General features: G+C 62.5%; 19 protein-coding genes, 5 tRNA genes and 1 pseudogene. 14 read left to right on the top strand and 11 right to left on the bottom strand.

Annotated elements, in window-relative coordinates:
* Positions 1-85: 85 nt before the first annotated feature.
* From BUB09_RS10495 to BUB09_RS10505, 3 genes are all read left to right on the top strand, one after another.
* Positions 86-1,438, top strand: coding sequence for a DUF1329 domain-containing protein (locus BUB09_RS10495; protein WP_072897369.1), 1,353 nt, complete (start codon positions 86-88; stop codon positions 1,436-1,438).
* Between the two features lie 90 nt (positions 1,439-1,528).
* The gene (locus BUB09_RS10500) at positions 1,529-2,023 is read left to right on the top strand and encodes a DUF2505 domain-containing protein (protein WP_072897371.1); all 495 of its coding nucleotides are present in this window, start codon (positions 1,529-1,531) and stop codon (positions 2,021-2,023) included.
* Complete coding sequence (locus BUB09_RS10505) at positions 2,020-3,291, top strand: serine hydrolase domain-containing protein (RefSeq protein ID WP_072897373.1); 1,272 nt, start codon at positions 2,020-2,022, stop codon at positions 3,289-3,291. The genes BUB09_RS10500 and BUB09_RS10505 overlap by 4 nt, the downstream gene beginning before the upstream one ends.
* Here the strand turns inward: BUB09_RS10505 and BUB09_RS10510 are convergent.
* From BUB09_RS10510 to hemP, 6 genes are all read right to left on the bottom strand, one after another.
* Complete coding sequence (locus tag BUB09_RS10510; protein WP_072897375.1) at positions 3,247-4,671, bottom strand: wax ester/triacylglycerol synthase family O-acyltransferase; 1,425 nt, start codon at positions 4,669-4,671, stop codon at positions 3,247-3,249. The genes BUB09_RS10505 and BUB09_RS10510 overlap by 45 nt on opposite strands.
* A 143-nt stretch (positions 4,672-4,814) precedes the next feature.
* A tRNA-Glu gene (locus BUB09_RS10515) sits at positions 4,815-4,890 on the bottom strand.
* A gap of 14 nt (positions 4,891-4,904) precedes the next feature.
* Positions 4,905-4,980 (bottom strand) — tRNA-Ala (locus tag BUB09_RS10520).
* Positions 4,981-5,042: 62 nt separating this feature from the next.
* Positions 5,043-5,837 carry a heme ABC transporter ATP-binding protein gene (locus tag BUB09_RS10525; protein ID WP_072897377.1) on the bottom strand — a complete coding sequence of 265 codons (795 nt, stop codon included), beginning with the start codon at positions 5,835-5,837 and terminating at the stop codon, positions 5,043-5,045.
* Between the two features lie 2 nt (positions 5,838-5,839).
* Positions 5,840-6,895 (bottom strand): FecCD family ABC transporter permease, encoded by a 1,056-nt coding sequence (locus tag BUB09_RS10530; RefSeq protein ID WP_072897525.1) that lies wholly within the window; start codon positions 6,893-6,895, stop codon positions 5,840-5,842.
* 43 nt (positions 6,896-6,938) lie between these two features.
* Positions 6,939-7,103, bottom strand: a complete 165-nt coding sequence (hemP, locus tag BUB09_RS10535; RefSeq protein ID WP_072897527.1) for a hemin uptake protein HemP — start codon at positions 7,101-7,103, stop codon at positions 6,939-6,941.
* Between the two features lie 209 nt (positions 7,104-7,312).
* Here hemP and BUB09_RS10540 point away from each other — a divergent pair.
* The 11 genes from BUB09_RS10540 (at position 7,313) to BUB09_RS10590 (ending at position 19,834) form a co-directional block, all read left to right on the top strand.
* Positions 7,313-7,397 (top strand) — tRNA-Leu (locus BUB09_RS10540).
* Positions 7,398-7,511: 114 nt separating this feature from the next.
* A complete protein-coding gene (gene tig / locus BUB09_RS10545; RefSeq protein ID WP_072897378.1) occupies positions 7,512-8,825 on the top strand; it encodes a trigger factor in 1,314 nt (437 codons plus the stop codon).
* Between the two features lie 35 nt (positions 8,826-8,860).
* Positions 8,861-9,499: an ATP-dependent Clp endopeptidase proteolytic subunit ClpP gene (gene clpP, locus BUB09_RS10550; RefSeq protein WP_072897380.1), complete on the top strand. Its 639-nt coding sequence runs from the start codon at positions 8,861-8,863 to the stop codon at positions 9,497-9,499.
* 101 nt (positions 9,500-9,600) lie between these two features.
* Positions 9,601-10,875, top strand: coding sequence for an ATP-dependent Clp protease ATP-binding subunit ClpX (clpX, locus tag BUB09_RS10555; protein ID WP_072897382.1), 1,275 nt, complete (start codon positions 9,601-9,603; stop codon positions 10,873-10,875).
* Positions 10,876-11,102: 227 nt separating this feature from the next.
* Positions 11,103-13,433 (top strand): endopeptidase La, encoded by a 2,331-nt coding sequence (gene lon, locus BUB09_RS10560; RefSeq protein ID WP_436232911.1) that lies wholly within the window; start codon positions 11,103-11,105, stop codon positions 13,431-13,433.
* A gap of 284 nt (positions 13,434-13,717) precedes the next feature.
* Complete coding sequence (locus tag BUB09_RS10565; protein ID WP_072897393.1) at positions 13,718-13,990, top strand: HU family DNA-binding protein; 273 nt, start codon at positions 13,718-13,720, stop codon at positions 13,988-13,990.
* A 78-nt stretch (positions 13,991-14,068) separates the two neighbouring features.
* Positions 14,069-14,144 (top strand) — tRNA-Val (locus BUB09_RS10570).
* Positions 14,145-14,152: 8 nt separating this feature from the next.
* Positions 14,153-14,229, top strand: a tRNA-Asp gene (locus tag BUB09_RS10575).
* 92 nt (positions 14,230-14,321) lie between these two features.
* Complete coding sequence (locus BUB09_RS10580; RefSeq protein ID WP_072897395.1) at positions 14,322-16,256, top strand: SurA N-terminal domain-containing protein; 1,935 nt, start codon at positions 14,322-14,324, stop codon at positions 16,254-16,256.
* A 24-nt stretch (positions 16,257-16,280) separates the two neighbouring features.
* Positions 16,281-17,570: a dicarboxylate/amino acid:cation symporter gene (locus BUB09_RS10585; RefSeq protein WP_072897397.1), complete on the top strand. Its 1,290-nt coding sequence runs from the start codon at positions 16,281-16,283 to the stop codon at positions 17,568-17,570.
* 206 nt (positions 17,571-17,776) lie between these two features.
* A complete protein-coding gene (locus tag BUB09_RS10590) occupies positions 17,777-19,834 on the top strand; it encodes a S8 family peptidase (protein ID WP_217650285.1) in 2,058 nt (685 codons plus the stop codon).
* Between the two features lie 21 nt (positions 19,835-19,855).
* On the opposite strand, the gene BUB09_RS10595 is transcribed toward BUB09_RS10590, so the two are convergent.
* The 5 genes and pseudogenes from BUB09_RS10595 to BUB09_RS10615 form a co-directional block, all read right to left on the bottom strand.
* Complete coding sequence (locus tag BUB09_RS10595) at positions 19,856-20,962, bottom strand: porin (RefSeq protein WP_139250239.1); 1,107 nt, start codon at positions 20,960-20,962, stop codon at positions 19,856-19,858.
* A 148-nt stretch (positions 20,963-21,110) separates the two neighbouring features.
* A complete protein-coding gene (gene fabV, locus BUB09_RS10600; RefSeq protein ID WP_072897402.1) occupies positions 21,111-22,304 on the bottom strand; it encodes an enoyl-ACP reductase FabV in 1,194 nt (397 codons plus the stop codon).
* Positions 22,305-22,425: 121 nt separating this feature from the next.
* Positions 22,426-23,436 carry an AgmX/PglI C-terminal domain-containing protein gene (locus BUB09_RS10605; RefSeq protein ID WP_072897404.1) on the bottom strand — a complete coding sequence of 337 codons (1,011 nt, stop codon included), beginning with the start codon at positions 23,434-23,436 and terminating at the stop codon, positions 22,426-22,428.
* Complete coding sequence (locus BUB09_RS10610) at positions 23,433-23,939, bottom strand: ExbD/TolR family protein (protein ID WP_072897406.1); 507 nt, start codon at positions 23,937-23,939, stop codon at positions 23,433-23,435. The genes BUB09_RS10605 and BUB09_RS10610 overlap by 4 nt, the downstream gene beginning before the upstream one ends.
* Positions 23,936-24,158 (bottom strand): annotated as a pseudogene (locus BUB09_RS10615) (ExbD/TolR family protein); the annotation flags it as partial. The pseudogene BUB09_RS10615 and the gene BUB09_RS10610, both read right to left, overlap by 4 nt.

Raw genomic sequence — 24,158 nt, forward strand, 5'->3', positions numbered from 1 at the left:
GGCGGGAATTGGCTAGCATCCCGCGTCTGATATTTGTCAACAATACCGGGCGCTCACACGACCCGGCCCTAGCGAGGAGAGGTAAATGAAACAGCGCATTGCTGTAGCGTTCGGCGCGTTCTGCATCGCATATGCAGGGCTTGCCGCTGCAAAGGTCGGAGCCGATGAGGCAGCCAAGCTTGGCAAGGACTTGACGCCGATCGGCGCCGAGAAGGCCGGTAACAAGGACGGCACGATCCCCGAGTGGACGCCGGCCGCCAAGCGTGGCCAGCTCAAGGGCGAGTATCCCAACGAGCCGAAGATCGACGGCGAGAAGCCCAAGTTCACGATCACCAAGGCGAACATGGCTCAGTACGAGTCGATGTTGTCCGAGGGTCACAAGTACCTGTTGAAGACCTTCGACACGTACAAGATGAACGTCTACCCGACGCATCGCTTCGTCAATTTCCCCGACGAGATCAAGGCGGCGACCGGCAAGAACGCCACCACTTGCGAGATGATCGGCACCGACATCCTCGACAACTGCAAGCTGGGCTTCCCGTTCCCGATCCCCAAGACGGGTGCTGAGCCGGTCTGGAACCACAAGCTGAAGTTCCGTGGCGACTACGCCAAGCGCTACAACAACCAGATGATCGTGCAGCGCAACGGTGACTTCCAGCTCACCAAGATCATCGAAGATGCGGCGTTCTACTACGGCTCGATCACCAAGGCTGTGCCGCTGACCAAGGACTCCGGCGAGTTCCTGCGCTATCTGTCGCGCACCGTGGCGCCGCCTCGCCTGGCGGGCACCTTCATTCTTGTGCATGAGAAGGCTGGCACGGGCGAAGCCGGTCGTGCTGCTTGGCTGTACACCCCGGCGCTGAAGCGCATTCGTCGTGCGCCGACGGTTTGCTGCGACAACCCCTACGAAGGCACCGACGGCCACCAGTTCTACGACCAGGTGGACATGTTCAACGGCTCGCTGGAGCGCTTCAACTGGAAGCTCGTCGGCAAGAAGGAACTGTACATCCCGTACGACAGCAACAAGATCGCTGGCAACACCGTCAAGTACAAGGACCTGATCCGTCCGAACCACTTGAATCAGGATCTGCCGCGCTATGAGCTGCATCGCGTCTGGGTGGTCGAGGCCAACATCAAGGCGGGCACGAGCCACACGTTCAAGAAGCGCGTCATGTACATCGACGAGGACAGCTGGAACATCGTGCTCGAAGACAACTACGACAACCGCGATCAGCTGATGCAGTTGCACGAAGGCCATCTGGTCATCGGCTACAACATTCTGGCCGCCGGCACGGTTCCGGAAGTGATCTATCACTTCAACTCGGGCCGCTACTTCATCACCGCTGCGTTCAACGAAGATCAGCCGTACGACCTGTCGGTCAAGTACAACGACGACTACTTCAACGCCAGCTCCGTGCAGAAGATGACGACGAAGTAATGCGCGCCGTCTGATCACATTGCGGTAACGCCAAGCCGCCGGGTTCTCCCGGCGGCTTTTTTATAGTGGCCCGCCTTTACTATTCGAACCATGACCCTGAAGTACTCCACCGAATTGAAGTACCCGCGTCCGGCCGACGTGGTGATCAAGATGTTCACCGACCGTGCTTATTTCGAGAAGAAATACCAGTCGATGGACGTGACCGATTTCAAAGTCGACACGGTTGTGACAGGTGATCCGTTCACCATCCGTTGCCGATACAGCGCAGCCGGTGACATCAATGTCCCGGACTTCGCCAAGAAACTGATCGGCGAAGCGATCCGCGTTACGCAGACCGACGTCTGGCAGGTGGCCAAGCGCACCGGCACCATCGACATCGAGATCTTGGGTGCCCCAGTCAGTGTGCACGCCGATATGAAGCTGGTGTCCAGTGGCGCCGGCAGCGTGTTGAAGCTCGATTGGCAATTCCGCTGCAGCATCCCGTTGCTGGGCGGCAAGATCGAAAAACTGATCGCCGAAGACGTCGAGCGCCGCACCGCCATGGATGCGCGCGTGTCGATCAAGCTGCTGGAAGCCTACGCATGAGCTTGAAGGCGATCCTCAAGCCGAGGCGTCTGCCGGTTCCCAAGGATCTCGCAAGCGTCACCACCCGAGATGCGTCGGCTGAAGTCGATCCGGCATCCGTCGATATGACGGCAGAGCAGGTCGAGCGAATCTGGAGCAACGTCGAACGCTTGTATCGAACCGGGCTTCAGTCGGCGATATCGCTGACGGTGCGCCGCAAGGGCCGGATCATCATTCGCCGCAGCATCGGCCACGCGCAGATCGGTACCGATCTCAAGCCCGGCTTGCTATGTACGCCTGAAACGCCGATCTGCTTGTTCTCGGCATCCAAGGCGATCACGGCGATGCTGGTGCACAAGCTGGTCGAGCAGCGTCATCTGCAGCTTGACGATCGCATCGCGCGCTTCATTCCCGAATATGGTGTGGAAGGCAAGGGCGCGACGACGGTGCGCCACTTGCTGGCACATCGAGCCGGTATCCCTCGCGTGCCAGCCGGCGCGACGCCCGAGATGCTGTTCGACTGGAACGACGTGGTGGCGCGCTTGTGCGCCGCCAAGCCGATCAATGCCACCGGTGACACGCAGAGCTACCACGCCATTACCGGCGGGTTCATTCTGGGCGAGCTGGCGCAGCGGGTATCCGGCGCTTCGCTTCCGGACTTGCTGCGCGACATCATTACCGAGCCTATGGGCCTGAAGACGATGAGCTTCGGTGTGCCGGTGGAGCGCCGGGCGCAGGCGGCGCTCAACTACCACACCGGGCTGCATCCGGTGTTTCCGCTGACGAGCTTCATTCAAAACGTGCTTGGCGCTTCGTTTGCCGAAGTCGTGCGGATATCCAACACGCCTGAGTTCATGTCGGCGTTGATTCCCGCCGGCAACATCTATGCGAACTCGGATGACGCGGGTGCGTTCTATCAGATGATGCTGCAGAACGGCGAGTACAACGGCAAGCAGATATTCAAGGCCGCGACGATCGCTGAAGCGATCCGGCCCGCGGGACCGATCCACATCGACCGCACGCTGCTGGTGCCGGTCCGCTTTAGTGCGGGCTTTGTACTTGGCGAGTGGCCGGTGGGTTTGTATGGACACAACTGCCGCAGTGCATACGGCCATCTCGGCTTTCTGTCGACGATCTGCTGGGCCGATCCGGCGCGTGATATTTCGGTGGGCTTCGTCAACAGCGGCAAGTCGGTTTCCGCCGATCAACTCGCGCCGGTGGCCTCCATCCTTGGGGGCATCAGCTCAGCCTGTCGTCCGGTTGCGCGCTCGCGTCGCGGTGTGAATTGAAACGACGCGCATCTGGCGCGTATCGGCAAGTCCGGATGCTTGCTCCAGTTCGCTCAGCGCTTCGCCGGCATGGACGGCCAAGCGCTGGGCGCTGGGTACGCTGTTGCGGCATGCAGTGAAACCCAGCGTCACTGTTTGCGCGTAACGCACCGCGGTGATCGACAGCGCTTGGCCGCGCAGCAGCAGGCCTTGAGGATAGACCCCGTCCAGTTCCGCGCCGTCGAGATAGCGCGGCTGTTGCGACAACGTCGTTTGATTGACGATCAGATTGAACAGCGGGGGCAGTCGGGTTGCGGTGCCGGTGGTCTGGGTCAGCACCAGCGGGGCGGCCATCAGTGCGTTGTACTGCTGCCGCGCCGCCTTCGACATTCGCCGTAAGTGGCGCATTCCAGCTCGATGTGACCGATTGATCGCGACAAGCCTGGCGATGGGGTCGTGCAGCTGGGTTTCGAGATCGACGATCAGTCCGCCGGTCTGACGATGCTCATCGATGCTCACGCGACGCAGTGCAACCAGTGATAGCGGGGGCAGTGCCTCCATCTCCAGCAGATACAGCCGCAGTGCGCCGCCAATCGTCGCCATGACGACGTCATCGACGGCAACGTGGCAGGTTTTTGCCAGCCGCTCGAGTCGGTCCAGTGCAAAGGTCTGCGTCGCAAATCGTCTCTGGCTGCCCGTCATGCCGTTGAGGGCCGTACTCGGCGCCTTGAACAAGCCGCTGATGCTGCCGTTCGGATATTCCTGCGTGGCGCGCGCCAAGCAGTGGTAGAGCTCTGGAACCGCGCGCAACTGCGCGCGCACGCCCTTCAAGGCGCTGAGCGCCGCGTGCACAGGAGACGTGATGATCGAACGCTGCGGCCAAGGCTGGGCCGCGGCCCACGGCGGCGGCTGATGTTCGTTCGAGTCGTCGACGGACATCCACCGATGCAGCAGATCCCGGCACTGTTCGTCGTTCGCGACCGCGCGGTGAAGCTTGAGATAAACGGCGAAACGACCTTGCGGGAGGCCTTCGATGACGTGGCATTCCCACGGTGGGCGCCGCAAGTCCAGTGGGTGCGAGTGCAGGCGTGATATCAGCACGCCGAGTTCCCGCTCACCGCCAGGGTGGGGCAGGGCCGAGTGGCGCAGGTGGTAGTCGAGGTCGATGTGCGTCGCCGTCCGTCCCGGCCTGATGATTCGGCCGATCGCGGTGGCGGGCAGTACGACATTGAACGGCGCCACGCTGGGGGGATAGCTGCGCCAACGCGCGACACGTTGCTGCAGCGCGCTCTCGGATGAAGCGTCGTTGGTCCGAAACGTCAGCAGCATGCCGACATGCATCGGTGTATCGATGGATTCCATGCCGAGCAGGCAGGCGTCGAGCAGGCTGAAGCGCTTCATCGGTTGCCGATGCCCTTCGAATGAGATGTCAGGCGCGAAGCCTACACCGGCAGCGGCGGCTCGAGGCGAGTCACTTGCGCGGCACGCCGTGATGATGGTGCCTTGCGAAGGAGCAGGCCGTAGAGGTCGACCTGCTGAAAAGATGGCGTTCCCACGGGGATTCGAACCCCGGTTACATCCGTGAAAGGGACGTGTCCTAGGCCTCTAGACGATGGGAACGTCGTTGAAAACTTTGGTGGAGCTAGTCGGGATCGAACCGACGACCTCCTGCATGCCATGCAGGCGCTCTCCCAGCTGAGCTATAGCCCCGTTTCCGAGGGCGCGCAGTATAGGCGAGCTTGTTTCGGAATCACAAGCGTTTTTTCAAACTTTTATTTCAGCCTGCTGTTGGCGGTTTCGATGGCGCCGCCGGGAACAATCCAGCCTTGATCGATGACGCGCAAATCGGTGTCGTAAAGCGTCGATAGTGCGGCCGAGGTGAGCACGTCGGCCGCCTTGCCTGAGCATTGAATGCGGCCCGTCTTGATCAGGGTGACATCGTCGGCATAGCAGCTCGCTTGATTCGGATCATGCAAGATCGCCAGCACGGCGCCGCCCTGGTCGACAAACTGCCGCAGTCGCCGAAGGCAGTGGTGCTGATGCGCAAGGTCGAGGTTCGCGGTCGGCTCGTCGAGCAGAAGATACGTCGTCGACGTTTCCTCGCCGCCGCTGAGTTGCGCCAGCACCCTCGCCAGTTGCGCACGTGCGCGCTCGCCGCCGGAAAGACTGGGATAGGCGCGGCTTGCCATCCCTGCAAGGCCCACCGAGTTCAGGCACTGCTCTACCAGTCGCGATTGCGCTTCGCCGGGCGCTTCGTCCCAGGGCAATCGCCCCAAGCGCACCACATCATCAACGCGCAGCGCAAAGCGCAGATTGTCGTGTTGCGGCAGTACCGCGCGTCGGCGTGCCAGCGCGGATAGCGGCCATGACGACAGTGCGACGCCGTCGAGCTGGGCTTTGCCTTCGTCTGGTTCACGGTCGCCGGCCAAGATCTGCAGCAGCGTCGACTTGCCGGCCCCGTTAGGGCCCAGCAGCGCGTGAAATCGCCGTGGACGCAGTTGTATCGATACATCGTCCAGTAGTCGACGACCGTCGCAACGCACGCCGACGTGAAGGGCTTCGAGCATCGCTACCAGCCCTCGACGCTGCCGCGATGCCGGAACAGCATCAGCAGAAAGAACGGGGCGCCGATTGCTGCCGTCAGGATTCCGATCGGCAGCTCCTGCGGTGCCAGCAGCGTGCGCGATACAAGGTCGGCTGCGCTCATCAAGACGGCGCCGGCGAGCGCGGCCGCGGGCAACAGCGCTTGATGTCCCGGTCCCAGACGCATCCGGACCCAATGCGGTGCGAGCAGCCCGACAAATCCGATCAGCCCCGCCAGCGCGACGCAGCAGGCCACCGCCAGCACGATCGCCAACAACACGGATCGCTTGAGTCGCTCGACGTTCACGCCGAGATGACGAGCTTCGGCTTCGCCCAACAGCAGCGCATCCAATGCCTGAGATTGGCGTGGAAGCCAGATCAGCGCGCCGACGACCAGCGGTGCCGTCAGTGCGATCTCGGTCCAGCCCGCCTTCGACAGCGAGCCGTACATCCAAAAGCTGATGTTGCGCAGCGAGGCCGGATCAGCAACCGACAACAAAAATCCGATGCCGGCGGCTGCCAGCGCGTTGGTCGCCAGGCCCGCCAGAAGCAAGGTCGTGACGCGCGTGGCGCCGTCGATCCGAGCGATGCGCGCTGCAATCGCGGCTGCCAGTAGGCCCCCGACGAAGGCGCTGGCTGGTGTGGCAATCGCTTGGGCCCACGGTGCCAATGCTGGGAGGGCGACGATCGCCGCTGCAGCCGCCAGCGCCGCGCCGCTGGCCACGCCAACCAAGCCGGGATCGGCCAATGGATTGCGGAACAGGCCCTGCATGGCCGCCCCAGACTGCGCCAGGCTGGCGCCGATCATCAGCGCCAGCACCACGCGGGGCAGGCGCAGATCGACGATGGTCGCGACCGTAAACGGATCGGGCGCTGCCGCCATTGGCAGACCGATGGCCGACAGCAAGCTCTGCAAAATGTGAAGCGGGGGCAGAGCGATGCTGCCCCAACACAGCCCGAGCATTGCAAGCGCCGCAGCCAGAATGGCGAGCAGCGCCGTCAGCCGTCGGGATGAATGCGATCTAGCAGCGGGGAAGGGCATGCCGCCCATTGTGCATGAGCGCGCCGCCCTGCCGTCGCCGGCTTTATTTGTTCAAGATCAGCTTGTCGTTCCGTGTCAGCCGCAGCCGGTATTCCTGGCCTTGGTGCTCGATGATCAACTCGTGGGTGCCTCGAAACAGATCCTGGCTGTTGAGGCGCGGCTGATGAGTCGAGCGCGAGACCGGTTGCGGGCGGCTGCGCAAGTGCATCGTCACGGTGGGGCTGATCGGGGTCATCGCTATCTCCTGGGGTGAAGCCGTGGTGCCGTCATGGCGATTCAAATGATAATGATTCTCGTTACAGAGTCAAATCGTCGATCGTTGTCGGTTCTTCGACGTGGATGGGACGATGGCGGCGCTTGCCGCGACGGCCCGATGCGCGGCGCTGGTATACTCGCCAGCCCGCGTCGGTAGTGCTGGCGAAAGTGGCGGAATTGGTAGACGCCCAGGATTTAGGTTCCTGTGCCGCAAGGCGTGCGAGTTCGAGTCTCGCCTTTCGCACCAGATACGCGGTCACCAATGCTTTGACGTCGCATCCCGCTGTCAAGAAAACATAACCAAAACAGGGCCCTTGCTTTGGGTCCGCGACCCTCTCAACGATCTAAGAGTCATTCTTCAATGGAAGTCCAGCTCGAAGCCCCTGGTGGTCTGCTCCGCCAGCTCAAAGTTCGCATCCCTGCCGAAAACGTTGCCAAGGCGGTCGATCAGCGCCTGAAGCAGCTGTCGGCGCGGGCCAAGATTCCCGGCTTTCGCCCGGGCAAGGCGCCGTTCAAGGTGATTCAGCAGCAGTACGGCGCCAGCGCGCGCCTCGACGCCGTCAGCGATCTGGTTCAGAAGAGCTATCCCGAGGCGCTCAGCAAGGCCGGTGTAAGCCCTGCCGGAATGCCCAAGATTGACGTCACCGCCGAGACCGAAGGCCAGCCGCTGGAATACGTGGCCAGCTTCGAGGTTTATCCCGAGATCGTGCTGCAGGGCTTGGATAAGCTGCAGATCGAAAAGCCCGTGGTGCTGATCCAGGATGCGGACATCGACAAGCTCGTGGACAACCTGCGCAAGGGTCGTCGGGAGCTCGAAGTGGTCGATCGCGCGGCGGCTGCCGGCGATCAGGTCAGCATCGACTTCGACGGCAAGCTCGACGGTGTGCCGTTCCAGGGTGGCAAGGGCGAGAAGGTCGAGTTCGAGATCGGTGCCGGCCAGTTCCTGCCCGACCTTGAGAACGGCATCGTCGGTCATGCTGCCGGCGACAGCTTCACCGTGCCGGTCAACTTCCCGGAGGACTACCGTTCCGAGGAGCTCAAGGGCAAGACCGCGCACTTCGACGTGGTGCTGCATCAGGTCAAGGGCGTCAAGTTGCCGGCCGTCGACGATGCCGACTTCCTGAAGGCGCACAACGTCGCGACGGCGGACGAACTCCGCGACAAGGGCAAGACCGCCTTGGAGAACGAGCGCGAAAAGGCGATCCGCGGTCGTCTGAAGTCGCAGGCTCTTGAGCAGTTGCTGGCCCAGAACCCGATCGATGTGCCGAGTGCGCTGATTCAGCAGGAGATTCCCCGCCTGCGTGACGACGCGGCGCAACGCATGAACATGCGCAATCTGCCGCCCGAGAAGCGCGACGAACTGCTGCCGGCCGCACTGTTCGAGCAGACGGCCCGTCGTCGGGTGGCGCTGGGTTTGCTGATCGGCGAGGTGATCAAGCAGCTGAAGGTCGAGCTCGACCCGAGCCGAGTCGAGAAGGCATTGGACGAGCTGGCGGGTGATTACGAGCAGCCGGAAGAGGTCAAGCAGTACTATCGGAGCAATGCGCAGATGATGCAGGGTCTTCGCGCCGTGGTGCTGGAAGATCAGGTGGTCGAGCGCTTGCTGGCGGGTGTCACGCCCAGCGAAACGCCGATGAGCCTGGAACAGCTATTGAATCCCCAGGCGCAGGCCTGAACTTCAGTTTTCGTCCATTCGTCCGCAAACCACACATGACCGCCGACTCCAACTCGATAATCAGCCGTGCCTCGGGCCTCGTACCGATGGTGGTCGAACAGACCGCCCGTGGTGAGCGCGCCTATGACATTTTCTCGCGGCTGCTCAAGGAGCGGGTGGTTTTCATCGTGGGCCCGATCGACGACTACGTCGCCAATCTCGCTGTGGCACAGCTGCTGTTCCTTGAATCCGAAAACCCGGACAAGGACATCCATCTGTACATCAACTCGCCGGGCGGCGTGATCACCGCGGGAATGGCGATCTACGACACGATGCGCTTCATCAAGCCGGACATCGCGACGATGTGCATCGGTCAGGCGGCCAGCATGGGCGCATTCCTGCTGTCGGCCGGGGCCAAGGGCAAGCGCTACTCGCTGCCCCATTCCCGGATCATGATCCATCAGCCCTCGGGCGGGGCACAGGGCGCAGCAGCCGACATCGAAATTCAGGCGGCCGAAATCCTGTACTTGCGCGAGCGGCTCAATGCCTTGTTGGCCGATCACACCGGCCAGCCGGTGGAGCGGGTCGAGCGCGACGTCGAGCGTGATTACTTCATGAGCGCGGAGCAGGCCCGTGAATACGGGCTGATCGACCGCATCCTGGAAACCCGGGCGAGCCCGGTTCCGGCTCCCTAGCAGCAGATTTTTCGCAATTTTGCGATTGATAGGGGCCGTGATATATCTACGGCCACTCCGGCTAACCGCAGTTGATATCGCCGGCACGAGGACATAACGAGATGAGTGGAGATTTGCGCGGCGGCACGCACAACGGACGGGTGCTGTATTGCTCGTTCTGCGGCAAGAGCGAACATGAAGTTCGCAAGCTGATCGCGGGCCCGTCGGTCTACATCTGCGACGAATGCGTTGATCTGTGCAACGACATTATTCGCGAGGAGGTCCACGCCAAACCGCAGACCAAGGGCTTGCCCAAGCCGCAAGAAATCCGTGCCGTCCTCGACGAATACGTGATCGGCCAGGACCAAGCCAAGAAAGTGCTGTCCGTCGCGGTCTACAACCATTACAAGCGCCTGTCGGTTAAAGGTTCGACCGACGGTGTCGAGTTGGCCAAGTCGAACATTCTGCTGATCGGTCCGACCGGCTCAGGTAAGACCTTGCTGGCGGAGACGCTGGCTCGTTTGCTCGATGTGCCGTTTGCGATTGCTGATGCCACGACGCTAACCGAAGCCGGCTACGTTGGCGAGGACGTCGAGAACATCATCCAGCGCCTGCTGCAGAAGTGCGACTACGATATCGAGAAGGCGCAGCGCGGTATCGTCTACATCGACGAGATCGACAAGATCGCCCGCAAGAGCGAAAACCCGTCGATTACCCGTGATGTCTCCGGTGAAGGTGTGCAGCAGGCACTGTTGAAGCTGATCGAAGGCACGATCGCTCAGGTTCCTCCGCAAGGCGGCCGCAAGCATCCTCAGCAGGAATTCCTTCAGGTCAACACTGCCGGCATTCTGTTCATCTGCGGCGGTGCGTTTGCAGGCCTCGAGCGCGTGATCCAACAGCGTACCGAGAAGACCGGCATCGGCTTCTCGGCCGAAGTTCGCTCGCAGAAAGACACGATGCAGATCAACAAGGTGCTGTCGGTGCTTGAGCCCGACGACCTGATCCGCTTCGGCTTGATCCCGGAATTCGTCGGACGTCTGCCCGTTGCCGCGGTACTTGAAGAACTCGACGAAGCTTCGTTGATGTCGATTCTCAAGGAGCCGAAGAACGCATTGGTCAAGCAGTACGCCAAGTTGTTCCAGATGGAAGGATGCCAACTCGAACTGCGCGAGGATGCGCTCCGTGCCGTCGCGCGCAAGGCCAAGGAGCGTCGCACCGGCGCCCGTGGCTTGAGGACCATCCTCGAGAACATCCTGCTTGACGTCATGTATGACCTGCCGTCGATGCAGAATGTGTCGAAAGTGGTCGTCGACGAGGCGGTGGCCAAGGGCGAGGCCAAGCCTTTCATCGTCTACGAAAACGTCGAGTCGCGGCGCGAGGTCAAGAACAGCGCCTGATGGTTTCGGTGCCGACGATGCAAACTCAACGCCCCGCTCGTCGGGGCGTTTTCATGTCGGCCGCAGGGAAGCGCCGGTGTTCCGCTCGCTGCCTTGAAAAGGCAGCGAGGCGGCCTCATCTGCAGTAATCTGCCCAGAAGTCTCAACAACCGAGAAATCACGTGGAAGCCTCCCAAGATCGTCTCGCTCCCGTACTGCCACTGCGCGACGTCGTCGTTTATCCGCATATGGCGATCCCGCTGTTCGTCGGCCGCGAGAAGTCGATTCGTGCGCTCTCGGCGGCAATGCAGGATGACAAGCGTATTTTGTTGGTCGCCCAGCGCACAGCTGACACCGATGACCCCGGTGCCGACGACATCTACCGCGTCGGTACGCTGGCCAGCATCCTGCAAATGCTGAAGCTGCCGGATGGGACGGTGAAGGTGCTTGTCGAGGGCGTGCAGCGAGCGCAGATCTTCCGTCTTGAAATGGACGGCAGTTACGTGGTGGCCGAGTGCAAGCCGCTGCCGGTCGATGAGATCCCGCCAGGAACCAAGGAAGTCGACGCCTTGGTCCGTTCGACGCTGTCTCAGTTCGAGCAGTACATCAAGCTCAACAAGAAGGTGCCGGCCGAGTTGCTGCCGTCGCTGGCGAGCATGGATGCGCCGGGTCGCTTGGCCGACACGGTTGCCGCACATCTGAATCTGAAGCTTGAAGACAAGCAGGCGGTGCTGGAGATCGACGATCCGCACGCGCGTCTCGAACACGTGTTCGCGCAGCTCGAATCCGAAATCGACGTGCTGCAGATCGAGAAGAAGATCCGCGGTCGCGTGAAGTCGCAGATGGAAAAGAATCAGCGCGAGTACTACCTCAACGAGCAGATGAAGGCGATTCAGAAAGAGCTCGGTGAAGGGGAGGACGCGCCGAACGAACAAGAAGAGTACGCGCGCAAGATTGAAAAGAGCGGCATGCCCAAGGAGGCGCGCGCCAAGGCTCGTACCGAGCTCAACAAGCTCAAGATGATGCCGCCGATGTCGGCCGAGGCCACGGTCGTCCGCAACTACCTCGATCACCTGACCACGGTGCCGTGGAAGAAGACGACCAAGGCGCGGATCGATCTGAATGTGGCACAAGCCAAGCTCGATGAAGACCATCACGGCTTGGAGAAGGTCAAGGAGCGCATCCTTGAATATCTCGCGGTGCAGGCGCGCGTTAAAAAGCTGCGCGGTCCGATTTTATGCCTCGTCGGTCCGCCCGGTGTCGGCAAGACGAGCCTCGGCCGTTCGATCGCCGAGGCGGTCAACCGCAAGTTCGTGCGCATGTCGCTAGGCGGCGTTCGTGATGAGGCCGAGATTCGTGGCCATCGCCGTACGTACATCGGCGCCATGCCGGGCAAGATCGTTCAGAACCTGTCCAAGGTGGGTGTCAAGAACCCGCTGTTTCTGCTCGACGAAATCGACAAGATGAGCATGGACTTCCGCGGCGACCCCTCGTCGGCCTTGCTCGAGGTGCTCGATCCCGAGCAAAACTCCACGTTCAACGATCACTATCTGGACGTCGATCTTGACCTGTCCGACGTGATGTTCGTGGCCACGGCGAATACCTTGAACATCCCGGGCCCGCTGCTGGACCGGATGGAGGTGATCCGTCTGTCCGGCTACACCGAGGACGAAAAGCTCAATATCGCCAAGCAGTACCTGATCCCGAAACAGTTGAAGAACAACGGGGTCAAGAAGGAAGGCGAACTCGAGATCAGCGACGCCGCGATCAGGGGCGTCGTGCGTCACTACACGCGCGAAGCCGGCGTTCGCAATTTGGAGCGCGAGATCAGCAAGATCGCGCGCAAGGTCGTCAAGGAGGTCTTGCTCAAGCCAAGCGACAAGGCGGTCAAGATCACCGACAAGAATCTGGACAAGTATCTTGGCGTGCAGCGCTTCCGCTTCGGCCGTGCCGAAGAGAAGAATCAAATCGGGCAGGTCACCGGCTTGGCATGGACCGAGGTCGGTGGCGAGTTGCTGTCGATCGAGGCGGCGCTATCGCCTGGCAAGGGCAAGCTGACGCAAACCGGCTCGCTCGGCAACGTGATGCAGGAATCGATACAAGCGGCATTGACCGTGGTCCGTTCGCGGGCGCGCGCACTGGGTATCGATCCGGCTTTCCATCAGTCCAACGACATCCATGTTCACGTCCCCGAAGGCGCAACGCCGAAAGACGGGCCCAGTGCGGGTGTGGCCATGTGCACTGCGATGGTCTCGGCCTTGACCGATATCCCGGTGAGAGCCGATGTCGCGATGACCGGTGAGATCACCTTGCGCGGCGAAGTACTTCCGATCGGCGGATTGAAGGAAAAGCTGCTGGCGGCGCAGCGTGGCGGCATTCGGACTGTTGTCATTCCGCAAGAAAACACCAAGGATCTTGCCGACATCCCCGCCAACATCCGCAAGGAGCTCCGAATCGAGCCGGTTCGCTGGATCGAGGACGTGCTGAAGATCGCTCTTGAAACGATGCCGGAGCCCAAGCCGGCGGAAGCGCCAGCGCAGGTTCCTGCCGCCGCCGCAGAGGCCGTGCGACCGCATTAGCAAGCCCTGATGGTGGCGCCCAAAAGCGCCGCAGTGGCCAAGTGCCTCTGCGGCGTTTTTTTGCTGTCGTTCCGCAGCGTATTGAGTTGTTTTTGCGTTGACGCCGATCTCGGCCGGTTGCTATAAAAGTCACCGAGTCGCAGCGCGCACACTGCCTCGCAAGCCACGATAGGGTCGTGGTTGCGGCATCTCATTCTAACGAGCACTGCCTCAGTCCCCGTTTTCATGGTCGTCCTACGACGGTCGCGTGCGCGCTCGTGTCGTCATACTTTCAGGAAGTGGTAATGAATAAAGCAGAATTGATTCAGGCGATCGCCGACAAGGCCGACCTGAGCAAAGCCGACGCCGGGCGCGCCATCGATGCGTTCATCCAAGTGGTCGGCAAGGCACTCAAGAAGAAGGACAAGGTGGCACTGGTCGGCTTCGGCACGTTCCAGGTTCGCGAGCGTGCTGCGCGGGCAGGTCGGAATCCGAAGACCGGAGCCGTGCTCAAAATCAAGGCCAGCAAAACGCCATCATTTAAAGCTGGCAAAGCGCTTAAAGATGCTATAAAGTAGCGGACTCAGTGGGGCGCTAATGTTGTTTCGAGGTTCGAGACATCATCGGTACCGGTTTTCCTACGACAAGTAGCTTCGGGGTGCTTAGCTCAGCTGGTAGAGCGTCGCCCTTACAAGGCGAATGTCGGCGGTTCGAGCCCGTCAGCACCCACCAAAAACAGTGGAGCGGTAGTTCAGTTGGTTAGAATATCGGCCTGTCACGCCGAGGGTCGCGGGTTCGAGTCCCGTCCGCTCCGCCACTCGTTTTAACAAAGGGGCACCTCGCAAGGGTGCCTTTTTTGTTTTGCGCGTCGCAAAAGACGCATTCATTTAGCCTGAAGACGAACTGCCCATGCTGCAATCCATTCGCGATCGCTTGTCCGGCCCCATCGTTTGGTTCGTGATTGGCCTGATCTGTATTCCGTTCGCGTTCTGGGGGATCGAATCGTTCCGTGGCGGGTCGGCTGACCCAGTCGTCGCAACCGTCGGCGACCACGACATTACACAGGCCGAGTTCCGCCAAGGTTATGAGCAGCGCTACCAGCAGCTGCAGCAGATGCTGGGCGAAAACTTCAACCCGGGCATTATCGACCAGGCGCGGTTTCGCCAGAACGTGCTCGACGACATGATTCAGGAGCAGTTGCTGCGCCAGTACGTACAGAAGGCGGGCTACCGTGCCAGTGATGCCGCTGTCTTCAACTATCTGAGCAGCGTCCCGGCATTTCAGCAGGACGGCAAGTTTTCGGCGCAGCAGTACCGTGACTTGTTGCAACGTCGCGGCTTGCAGCCGCAGCGCTTTGAAAGCCAGCTGCGTGAGTCACTGGTCATCGATCAACTCCGGGAGGCGATCGCCGAGTCGGCGTTCGTGACCGATGACGAGGCTTTGCTGTCCCGTCGGATCGCCGGGCAGACGCGCGACGTCGGCTTGGCCGTGCTGCCATTGGCTGCATTCCAGCGCGACGCTCAAGTGACCGATGCCGAGATCGCAGAACGCTACGAGGCTAACAAGTCCGCCTACATGGCGCCGGAGCGGCTGCGCATTGCCTATGTCGACTTGGCCCTCGACAAGCTGCCGAAAGCCGAAAATCCCGGCGAAGCGGTGCTCAAGGTTGCGTATGACGCCGAGAAGGATTCCCGCTTCACCAGCAGTGAAGAACGCCGTGCCAGCCATTTGCTGATTGCGTTTAACGCAGATAAAAGCGCGTCGAAGGCGCGCATCGAGAAACTGGCCGAGCAGATCAAGGCCGGCGCGAGCTTCGCTGATCTGACCAAGCAGAACTCGGACGACACCGGCTCGAAGGCGAGCGGGGGCGATCTGGGCTACATCAAGCGCGGCATGATGACCAAGAGCTTTGAAGACGCGTTGTTTTCGCTGAAGGCTGCCGGCGAGATCAGTGGTGTCGTGGAAACCGAGTTTGGCTTCCACTTGATCAAGCTCGACGAACTGAAGACGCCGACGGTGCGCTCGTTCGAAGACCCGGCGGTGCAGGCTGAACTGCTCGACGTCTATCAGGCTCGCGAAACGCAGAAGCGCTTTCAGGAACTGTCCGACAAGCTGGAGCAACTCGCGTTCGAGAATCCGACCTCGCTGGAACCGGTTGCTCAGGCGCTCGGGCTCAAGGTCGAGAGCAGCGATTGGTTCACCCGTGCCGGCGGCAGCGGTCTTCTCGCCGAAGACGCGGTCAAGACCGCTGCATTCTCGGCTGAAGTGCTGACCGACAACGAGAACAGCAAGCCGCTCGCCGTCGGCGCCGGCCGCGTCGTGGTGCTGCGCAAGAGTGAATATGAAGCGCCGCGTCAGCGTGCTTTGACCGAAGTCCGAGATGGTATTGCCGCCGAACTGCAGCTGGCCAAGGCCAAGGCCGCCGCGGCTGCCAAGGCGACGCAACTGGTCGAAGCTCTGAAGCAGGGCCAGTCCTTGGATACCGCTGCTGGCGCCCATGGTGCTGAACTCAAGCCCGATGCCGTGTTGACGCGCAACGCGACGCAGCCCGAGCGCGTGATTGTCGACACCGCGTTCAAGCTGCCGCGCCCGGTCGAAGGCAAGGTCAGCGCGGCGCAGTTGACGCTGGCTAATGGCGATCTGGCCGTGATCTTGCTGCGTAAGGTCGATGAGCCGACGACGGCGACGCTGGCGCCCACCGAAAGTGCGCAGTTGCGCGACGCCGTTGCCGGCGCCGAATATGCGGCGATGCGCAAAGCGCTCGAAAAGGAATTCAAGGTTGAAATCAAGAATCCGCCGGCTGACCCGAACGCTGCCGCTGCCGGCGAAGAGCCGGCACCTTAAGGTTCGCGACACCGGTCGCACCCGATGACGCGTCTGCCTGCGCTGCACTGGCAGATCGCCATCGCGCTGGTGCTGGCCGTCATCAGCGGCTGGTTGTTGGGTGACGTCCCGGCGTTTCTGACGTTTTGCGACTTTGCCGGCAAGATGTTCTTGAACGGCCTGAAGATGCTGGTCGTTCCGCTGGTGCTGTCGGCGATGATCGGCGGCATCGGCAATCTCAGCGAGTCGTCGGTGATCGGCCGCTACGGCCTGCGCACGCTGGCGTTCTACCTCGGCACCGGCACCATCGCGATCCTGACCGGGTTGCTGATGGTCAATCTGCTCCAGCCGGGCATCATCGAGGGCAAGCCCGCAGGGCCTTTGCTCGGCTTGGCGGCCGATACCGGCAAGGTACTCGACAGCGTCAAGGACAAGGGCGCCAGCGATATGCTCGCGGTGGTCGTCCGGCTCGTGCCTGAAAACGTGTTTGCTGCGGCGGCCTCGGGTGACATGCTCGGCTTGGTGCTGTTCGGCTTCATGTTCGGCTACTTCGTCTCGCGCCTGCCCAAGGAACTGCATCAGACCCAACGCGCGTTCTGGCAGGGCATCTACGAGGTGATGATCCGCATCGCCAAAGTCGTAATGGCATTCGCACCGTTGGGCGTGCTCGGCTTGGTAGCCCCGATCATCGCCAAGACCGGCTGGAGTGCCTTCCGGCCTTTGGCGTGGTTTTGTGTCGCTGTCCTCTGTGCGCTCGCCGTGCACTTGTTTATCACCTTGCCGCTGGTGCTCAAACTGATCTGCCGGGTGTCGCCGCTGCGGCATTTCCACGCAATGGCACCGGCGCTGCTGACGGCGTTCTCAACCAGTTCTTCTGCGGCCTCGCTGCCGGTGACGCTCGAAAGCCTGGAGAATCGTGCCGGTGTGCCGCGTCGTATTACCGGCTTCGTGTTGCCGATCGGGGCTAACGTCAACACGGATGGCACGGCGCTCTACGAGTGCGCTGCGGCGATGTTCATCGCCCAGGCCTACGGCCTGCCCTTGGACTTGCCGACGCAGTTCACCATCGTGCTGGCCGCGCTGCTGACCTCGATCGGCGTCGCCGGTATTCCGTCAGCCAGCCTGGTCGCCATCGCCCTGATCCTGACGTCAATCGGCCTCCCGCTGGAAGGCGTCGGCCTGATTTTGGCGGTGGACCGGGTGCTCGACATGTGCCGGACTGGCGTCAATGTATTCGGCGATTCCTGCGCCACGATCATGGTGGCCCGCCTCGAGGGCGAAGACGGCATTCTCGGTATGCCGTCGCTGAAGGGCCGAAAGCCGCTCGAAGGCTGAGGTGCCGCCGGGCGGACCGTCAGGTCCGCGACCATTCCTCCTACCGGCAGTGCCCATCGTCGCGACGCGACTTTTGCCGATAGAGCCCCCTGCTAGGCCTGCATAACCTCCGGTTCATTGCCGTTCTCGTTTGTCCGGAGAGTGCGATGTTCCAGTCCGAACCCGTTCGTACGCGCCGCTTGCTGTCCGCCCTGGTCGCGACCGTCATGGCTGTTGTGACGGCGCCGGCGCCTTCGTTTGCCGACGCAGGTCAGGCCGGCGATTCGCAGCGCTTGATCGTCAAGTTTCGCGAAGGTGCCGAGGTGTTTCGGTCGCGCCCAGAGGCGATCGCGCAGGGCCCCGAACGCGCGGCAGCACGCCGGAACTTGGCCGTCATCGGCCTGCGATCGACTTGGAGTGGTGCACAGGTGCTCGAACTCCGCGGGTCGTCGCTGACGCCCAGCGAGATGGAGTCGCTGCTCGACGAGATCCGCAGCGATCCCAACATCGAGTACGTCGAGCCCGACCGCCGGATGCGTGCCGATGCCGTTCCCAACGACCCGCGCTACAACGAGCAATGGGGTTTGTTCGATAACCGGGCTGGACTTCGGTTACCGACAGCCTGGGACCGCAGCCGTGGCGCCGGGGTCGTGGTCGCTGTGATCGACACGGGTGTGCGTCCTCATGCCGATCTCCGACCCAACCTGCTGCCCGGCTACGATTTCGTCAGCGACACCCAGTTCAGCAATGACGGTGACGGCCGCGATGCCGACGCCAGCGATCCCGGCGATTGGCGCCGGGCCAACGAATGCGAAGACGAGCCTGACGCGGCGGACAGCCGCTGGCACGGCACTCATGTCGCCGGAATCATTGCCGCGTTGACGGACAACGGCCAGGGCGTCGCCGGCGTCGCATCAGCCGCGCGGGTGCTGCCGGTTCGCGCGCTCGGTCGCTGCGGCGGTTTTACGTCCGACATCGCCGACGCGATCGCATGGGCCGGTGGGGTCAAGGTGGCGGGCGCGCCGCTGAACCCGACACCCGCCCGCGTCATTAACTTGTCGCTGGGCGGCGAGGGTAGCTGCGCCGCGACCACACAGACGGCCATCGACAGTGTCCGTGCTCGCGGCTCGGTGGTTGTCGTGTCTGCGGGCAACGAGTCGGGAGATGCCGCTCGGTACAGCCCGGGCAACTGCAAGGGGGTGGTCGTCGTCACCGCGGTATCGCGCAGCGGTGTGCGCGCGCGCTACGCCAACACCGGCTCGGTCGTGGATCTGGCGGCGCCCGGTGGCGATGCCAGCGCATCCGAGCCCTCGGCCATTGTGTCGACCTACAACGCGGGAAGCACCACGCCCGGTGTCGATAGCTATGCGTACTTCGAGGGTACCTCGATGGCGGCGCCGCACGTGGCCGGGCTTGCGGCGCTGATGCTCTCCATACACCCCAGCTTGAGCGCGGACGGCGTGGAGTCGATGCTCAAGTCGAGCGTGCGTCCGTTCCCGAGCGCTTGTTCCGGTTGCGGTGCGGGTCTTGCCGATGGGCCGACAGCGGTGGCATCGGCGCTGGCCGCGCTGCCCCCACCAACGCTGCCAAGCCCGCCGCTGCCGACCCCTTCGCCAACGCCGACACCCGAAGTCCCACCGGCAGCCAGCCCGCGCGAGTTGCAGAACGACGGCCTTGTGACTGCACTTGGTGCGGAAGCCGGCAGCTCGCTGAGCTACACGCTGAGCGTTCCGGCCGGTGTCGACGAAGTGAGCTTCACCATTGCCGGCGGTGTCGGCAACGCGGATCTCTACGTTCGCTTGGGCGCCAAGCCCGATGAGACGACATTCGATTGCCGGTCGCAAAACACGCAGAACGCAGACAGCTGCACGCTGACTTGGCCGCGGCCCGGCGTGTACTACGTCTTGCTGAAAGCAACCCGCGGCTTTTCGGGCGTATCACTCAGCGCGCGCTACACGATGGCGTCGACCCAGTGCCCCGCCGGGTATGACAAAGCCAGCGGTAGCCTCACACCGGGGGCGACGGCGTTCTACCCCGATGGTGACGGCTATGTCGATCGCGCCGGCAGCCTGCATCGTGCCGAGCTTGCCGCACCCGCTTCGACCGACTTCGATCTGTATCTGCAACGTCGAGACGAGGCGGGCCAGTGGGTGATCGTGGCGACCGCCAACGGCATCGAGGGAAGCGAGTCCGTTGAGTACGACGGCGCGCCAGGCACTTATCGCTGGCGCGTCGTCTCCTACCTCGGCGGCGGCAAGCTGAATCTTTGCGTACGCCGCCCGTGATCGGGCGGCGTACTGTCTGACTTACGGCGTCAGCCCTGCCTTGAAGCGATAGGCCATGCCCGCCGCAATCGTGCTGGTATCGTCGCCCGAATCAAGCGAGACCAAGCGCCCGGCGACGTAGGTCGTCAGGTTTTCGAACACTTCATAGAAGGCACCGGCGGTAAAGCCATCGCCATCGATGCCGTCGGGGTTGATGGTCGCGTTGGGCACGACGTCATCGAGCAGGCCGTAGCTCAATGCCAGCCGAAGCTTCGGCACCACGGCGTACGTTGCCGACAGCATCATGTACTTCCGGGCGTCGGCTTCGCCTTCGACGTCGATCTGCTCAAACGAGGCGCCCAGGCTCAGCGCATCGAGCGTATAGGCGCCGTAGACGCGCACCGCTTCCGACTGAGCCGGCTTGTTGACGCCGAAGACGACGTTCGCATCGGCGCCGACGATGTTGTTGACGATGGAATTGATGTCGAGATATTCCACGCCCACCGCAAACCCTCTGTCGGCGTCCTGGTACAGCAGGCCGGCAGCGTAGTCGTCGTGGTCATTGGTGCCCGGGATTGCGGCTGCCTGAGCGTCGCCGTTGTCGTTCAAATAGGCCGCCGCGTGGAAGCTCAAGCCATGCAGAACCGGTGCTTCATAGGCCACCGTGTTGCTGACGAAGCCATTGCTCAGGTTCGACAAGCCATAGCCGCCGCCTTCGTTGGCAAACTGCCCGTTGAAGCCGGCCGTCGACGTGTCATAGAACGGATCGATCTTCTGCGCCGCCTGCTTGTAGAACGTCGAACGGCGGCCATAGGACACCGTGCCGTAACGCGTGCCAATGCCGCCGAAGAACTCGCGAACGAAGTCCTGCTGCTCGGTGTTGACGCTGGCACTGTTGAAGCGGTCCAAGCCACGCTCGTAGACGACAAAGCCGCTGTAACCATCTTCGCTGGCCTGAGCGCGCAAGCGCACCGAGGAGGCGTTGTTTTCGGCGTCGGTGTCGGTGCCGCTGACGTCGCCGTCGAACTGGCTGATCGAATATGCGAACACACCGCTGACGGTGGCCTGCGTGTCGACGGCCTGTGCCATCGGGGTCAGCGACAGCATCGTCGTTGCGAGCAGCGCCTTATGGGTCGTTGAAGGGTTCAAGCGGTTCTCCAGAGTGCGTCCGTTTTTGGACGTTGGAGTTACGGCGCTCGCGTAGATCAGGATTCGTCGGCACAAAAAAAGCCCGCTGGTATCAGCGGGCTGGATGTGGTCGCAGGGCTTGCGCTACCGCGAGCTCAACGGCTGCCGGTCACTCGATGAGGTGGGCGATCGGCACCACGGGATCGACGTCGGCATCGTAGTCGACGCCAGCGACGTCGAATCCGAACAAGCGCAAAAACTCGTGACGATAGCCGGCAAAGTCGGTCATCGATTCGATCGTGTCGTTCTCGATGATCTTCCAGCTGTCTTCGACCTGCTTCTGTACGTCCAGGTCGAGCTCTTTGTAATCGGTGCGGATGCGCCCTTCGGCATCGAGCGTCGGCGTCGTGCTGTACAGATTGTCCCGATACAGCGACAGAATCTGCTCAATGCAGCCCTCGTGCGTGCCGCGCTGTTTCATGACCTTGAACAGCATGGCCAAGTACAGCGGCATCACCGGGATCGCCGAGCTGGCTTGGGTGACGACGGCCTTAAGCACGGCGACCCGCGCATCGCCCCCACCGACGGCGAGCTTGCGGCGGATGTCGAGGACCTTTTTGTCCAGGTCCTGCTTGGCGGCGCCGATCGTGCCGTTCCAGTAAATCGCGCGTGTCACCTGCTCGCCGACATAGGTGAACGCGGACGTCTTGGCTCCGGGCGCCAACACGCCGGCCTCGTCGAGCGCGTCGATCCACATCTGCCAGTCTTCACCGCCCATCACGGCGACGGTATCGTCGATTTCCTGCTGCGTGGCCGGTTCGAGCGTCACGCTCTTGATGACGACCTTGTCCGTGTCCAGCGCGCGCTGCGTCAGTGGCTGGCCAATCGGCTTGAGCGTCGAGCTGTAAACGACACCCGTGCGCGGGTGTTTGCGGCGTGGTGAGGCCAGGCTGTAAATCACCAGATCAACCTGACCGAGATCCTGGCGGATCACGTCGATCGTCTTCTGCTTGATCTCGTCCGAAAATGCATCACCGTTGATGCTTTTGGCGTAAAGCCCCTGCGCCTCGGCAAACTGGTGGAATGCAGCAGAGTTGTACCACCCGGCGCTGCCGACGCGGTCGGCTTCACCGCCGCGTTCGAAGAACAGTCCGAGTGTCGAGGCACCGTAGCCGAAGGCAGCCGTGATTCGCGCGGCCAGTCCGTAGCCGGTGGACGCCCCGATCACCAAAACCTTCTTCGGGCCGTCGGTCCGCACGCCGTGGCGGCGGACGTAGTCGATCTGCTCGCGGACGTTGGCCTTGCAGCCTTCCGGATGCGCCGTGACACACATGAAGCCGCGGATGCGAGGTTTGATGATCATCGTATTCGTATGGTTCGGTTGCGCTCAGCAGGAGCATTGACGCTAGGCGCCCTGCGAAGAGGGACGCCTAGCGTACGGCCGGCGACGCAATAAATCCGCCATCGCGCCGCCTGCGGGCGGATCAGGCCGGGAACAGGTAGATCGGATAGTTCGGATACGTAAAGGTCGGGACGGCCTTTGCACCGAAGTTGAGCAGCTTGACGCGCGCGATGATCCGCTCTTCGAGCTCGGCGTCGCCCAGCTCGCTCGACACCAGCCGGCAATCACTGACCGAACCATCCGGCGCGATCGTCAGGCTGACCACCATCTTGCCGCGGACGTCGGGCTTGTCGCGGAGCACGCGCTGGTAGATCGAGTAGAACGCGGCCTTGTTGCGGTCGAACGTCAACTGGATCTCATCCAGCGTGCGCGCGGCCACTGACTTGTCGCCGCTCTGGCCCGGCCGGGTCTTGTCCGGCCCGATACCGATCGGACTCTCGACCGTGGTGGTGCGACGCTGGCCCAGACCGGCACCCGCCTGTGACCGCCGGGTCTCGCCGGTTCCGGAGCCGGAGATGCCGCCCGAGCTTGCGGCCGCTGACTGTGCGATCGCGCCGCCGCCGGCCGTGCCGCCGCTGGCGCCAGTGCCGGCGCGCGCAGTGACCACGTCGCTGGACAAGGGACGTGCGGCATCAAGCCCCTGAAGCGAGTTGTCACGCAAGGCCTTGAGCTGATCGGCCATCGCCATCACGCCGGTCTGCGCCGCCTTGTCGCGCGCCGATGCCACCAACTGCTCCTTGGTCGGCTCCGGCTTGGCCACCGGCTCAGCCCTGGGCTTGGCCGGCTCCGGCTTTTTGACTTCCTGCGGCTTGGGTTCTTCAGGCTTGGGCGCGTCGTCTTCCGATGGCTTGGGCTCTTCGGTTTGATCGGCGACTTCGGCGTCCGGCAACAGGCTGACGTAGCGGCGCTCCAGCGTGTCGCCGCCCCCTCGTTCGAGGCCGGCGAAGTTCAGCAGTGGAATCACGATGGCCAGTATCAGGAACGCCAGCAGTGCAGCCCCGGCAACGCGCCGAAACCGCCGATCCGCTTCCTCGGCGAGTCCCCAGGCATCGACGCCGATGATGGCGCGGGTATCGACAGCGGCGGCGGTCATTCGCCCCCTCCCTTCTTTTCGACGACGGCCAGCGAGATGCGCGCGAATCGGGTATCCGAGCAGGTGGCCATGACCTTCTTGAGCAAGCTGTACGGGATCGACTTGTCAGCGACGATGTTGACCTCGCCCCGCGTCAGCCGGTTCTGCGTGTCGCCCTCGACCTGCATCAGCGGCGCCAGCAGCAGCGCTGACTTCAGAGCGGGCAGCAGCTTGACGTCAGCCTTCAGCGCCTGGGCCGTGGACATCACCGAGCGGTTGTCGACCAGGATGTCCTCGGCGGTGACGATGATCGTCACGGTCGGACGCGGCTGCTCCTTGATCACCGACTCGGGCAGCTTGATCGAGCGCGGCGAGGGGATCACCTCGACCACCAGCGCGTTGACCAGCAGGTAGAACACCAGGATGGCGAAGATGTCGATCAGCGAGACGATGTTGATCGCCACCGCGCCCTTCTTGCGGCGCACGGCCCGTTCGGTGCGGCGTTCGCGGCGACGCGAGCTCATGGCGCGGCCACCGCAGCATCGCCGATGGAGATCAGCGGATACAGCTCACGCGGCAAGCCGAGGTTGCGCGCCTCGGCCGGCGTCAGCCGCGCCGCTTCCATGACCTTGACCACGTCCTCATAGGAGACATTGGGCGAGACCAGCAGCGTGATCGCGTTTTCGTTCGGCGCGGCCTTCTTGGTTTCGACCAGCGTCTCGGACAAGGCCTGCAGGTTGTAG

Source organism: Hydrocarboniphaga daqingensis, assembly GCF_900129825.1.
Taxonomy (GTDB): Bacteria; Pseudomonadota; Gammaproteobacteria; order Nevskiales; family Nevskiaceae; genus Hydrocarboniphaga; species Hydrocarboniphaga daqingensis.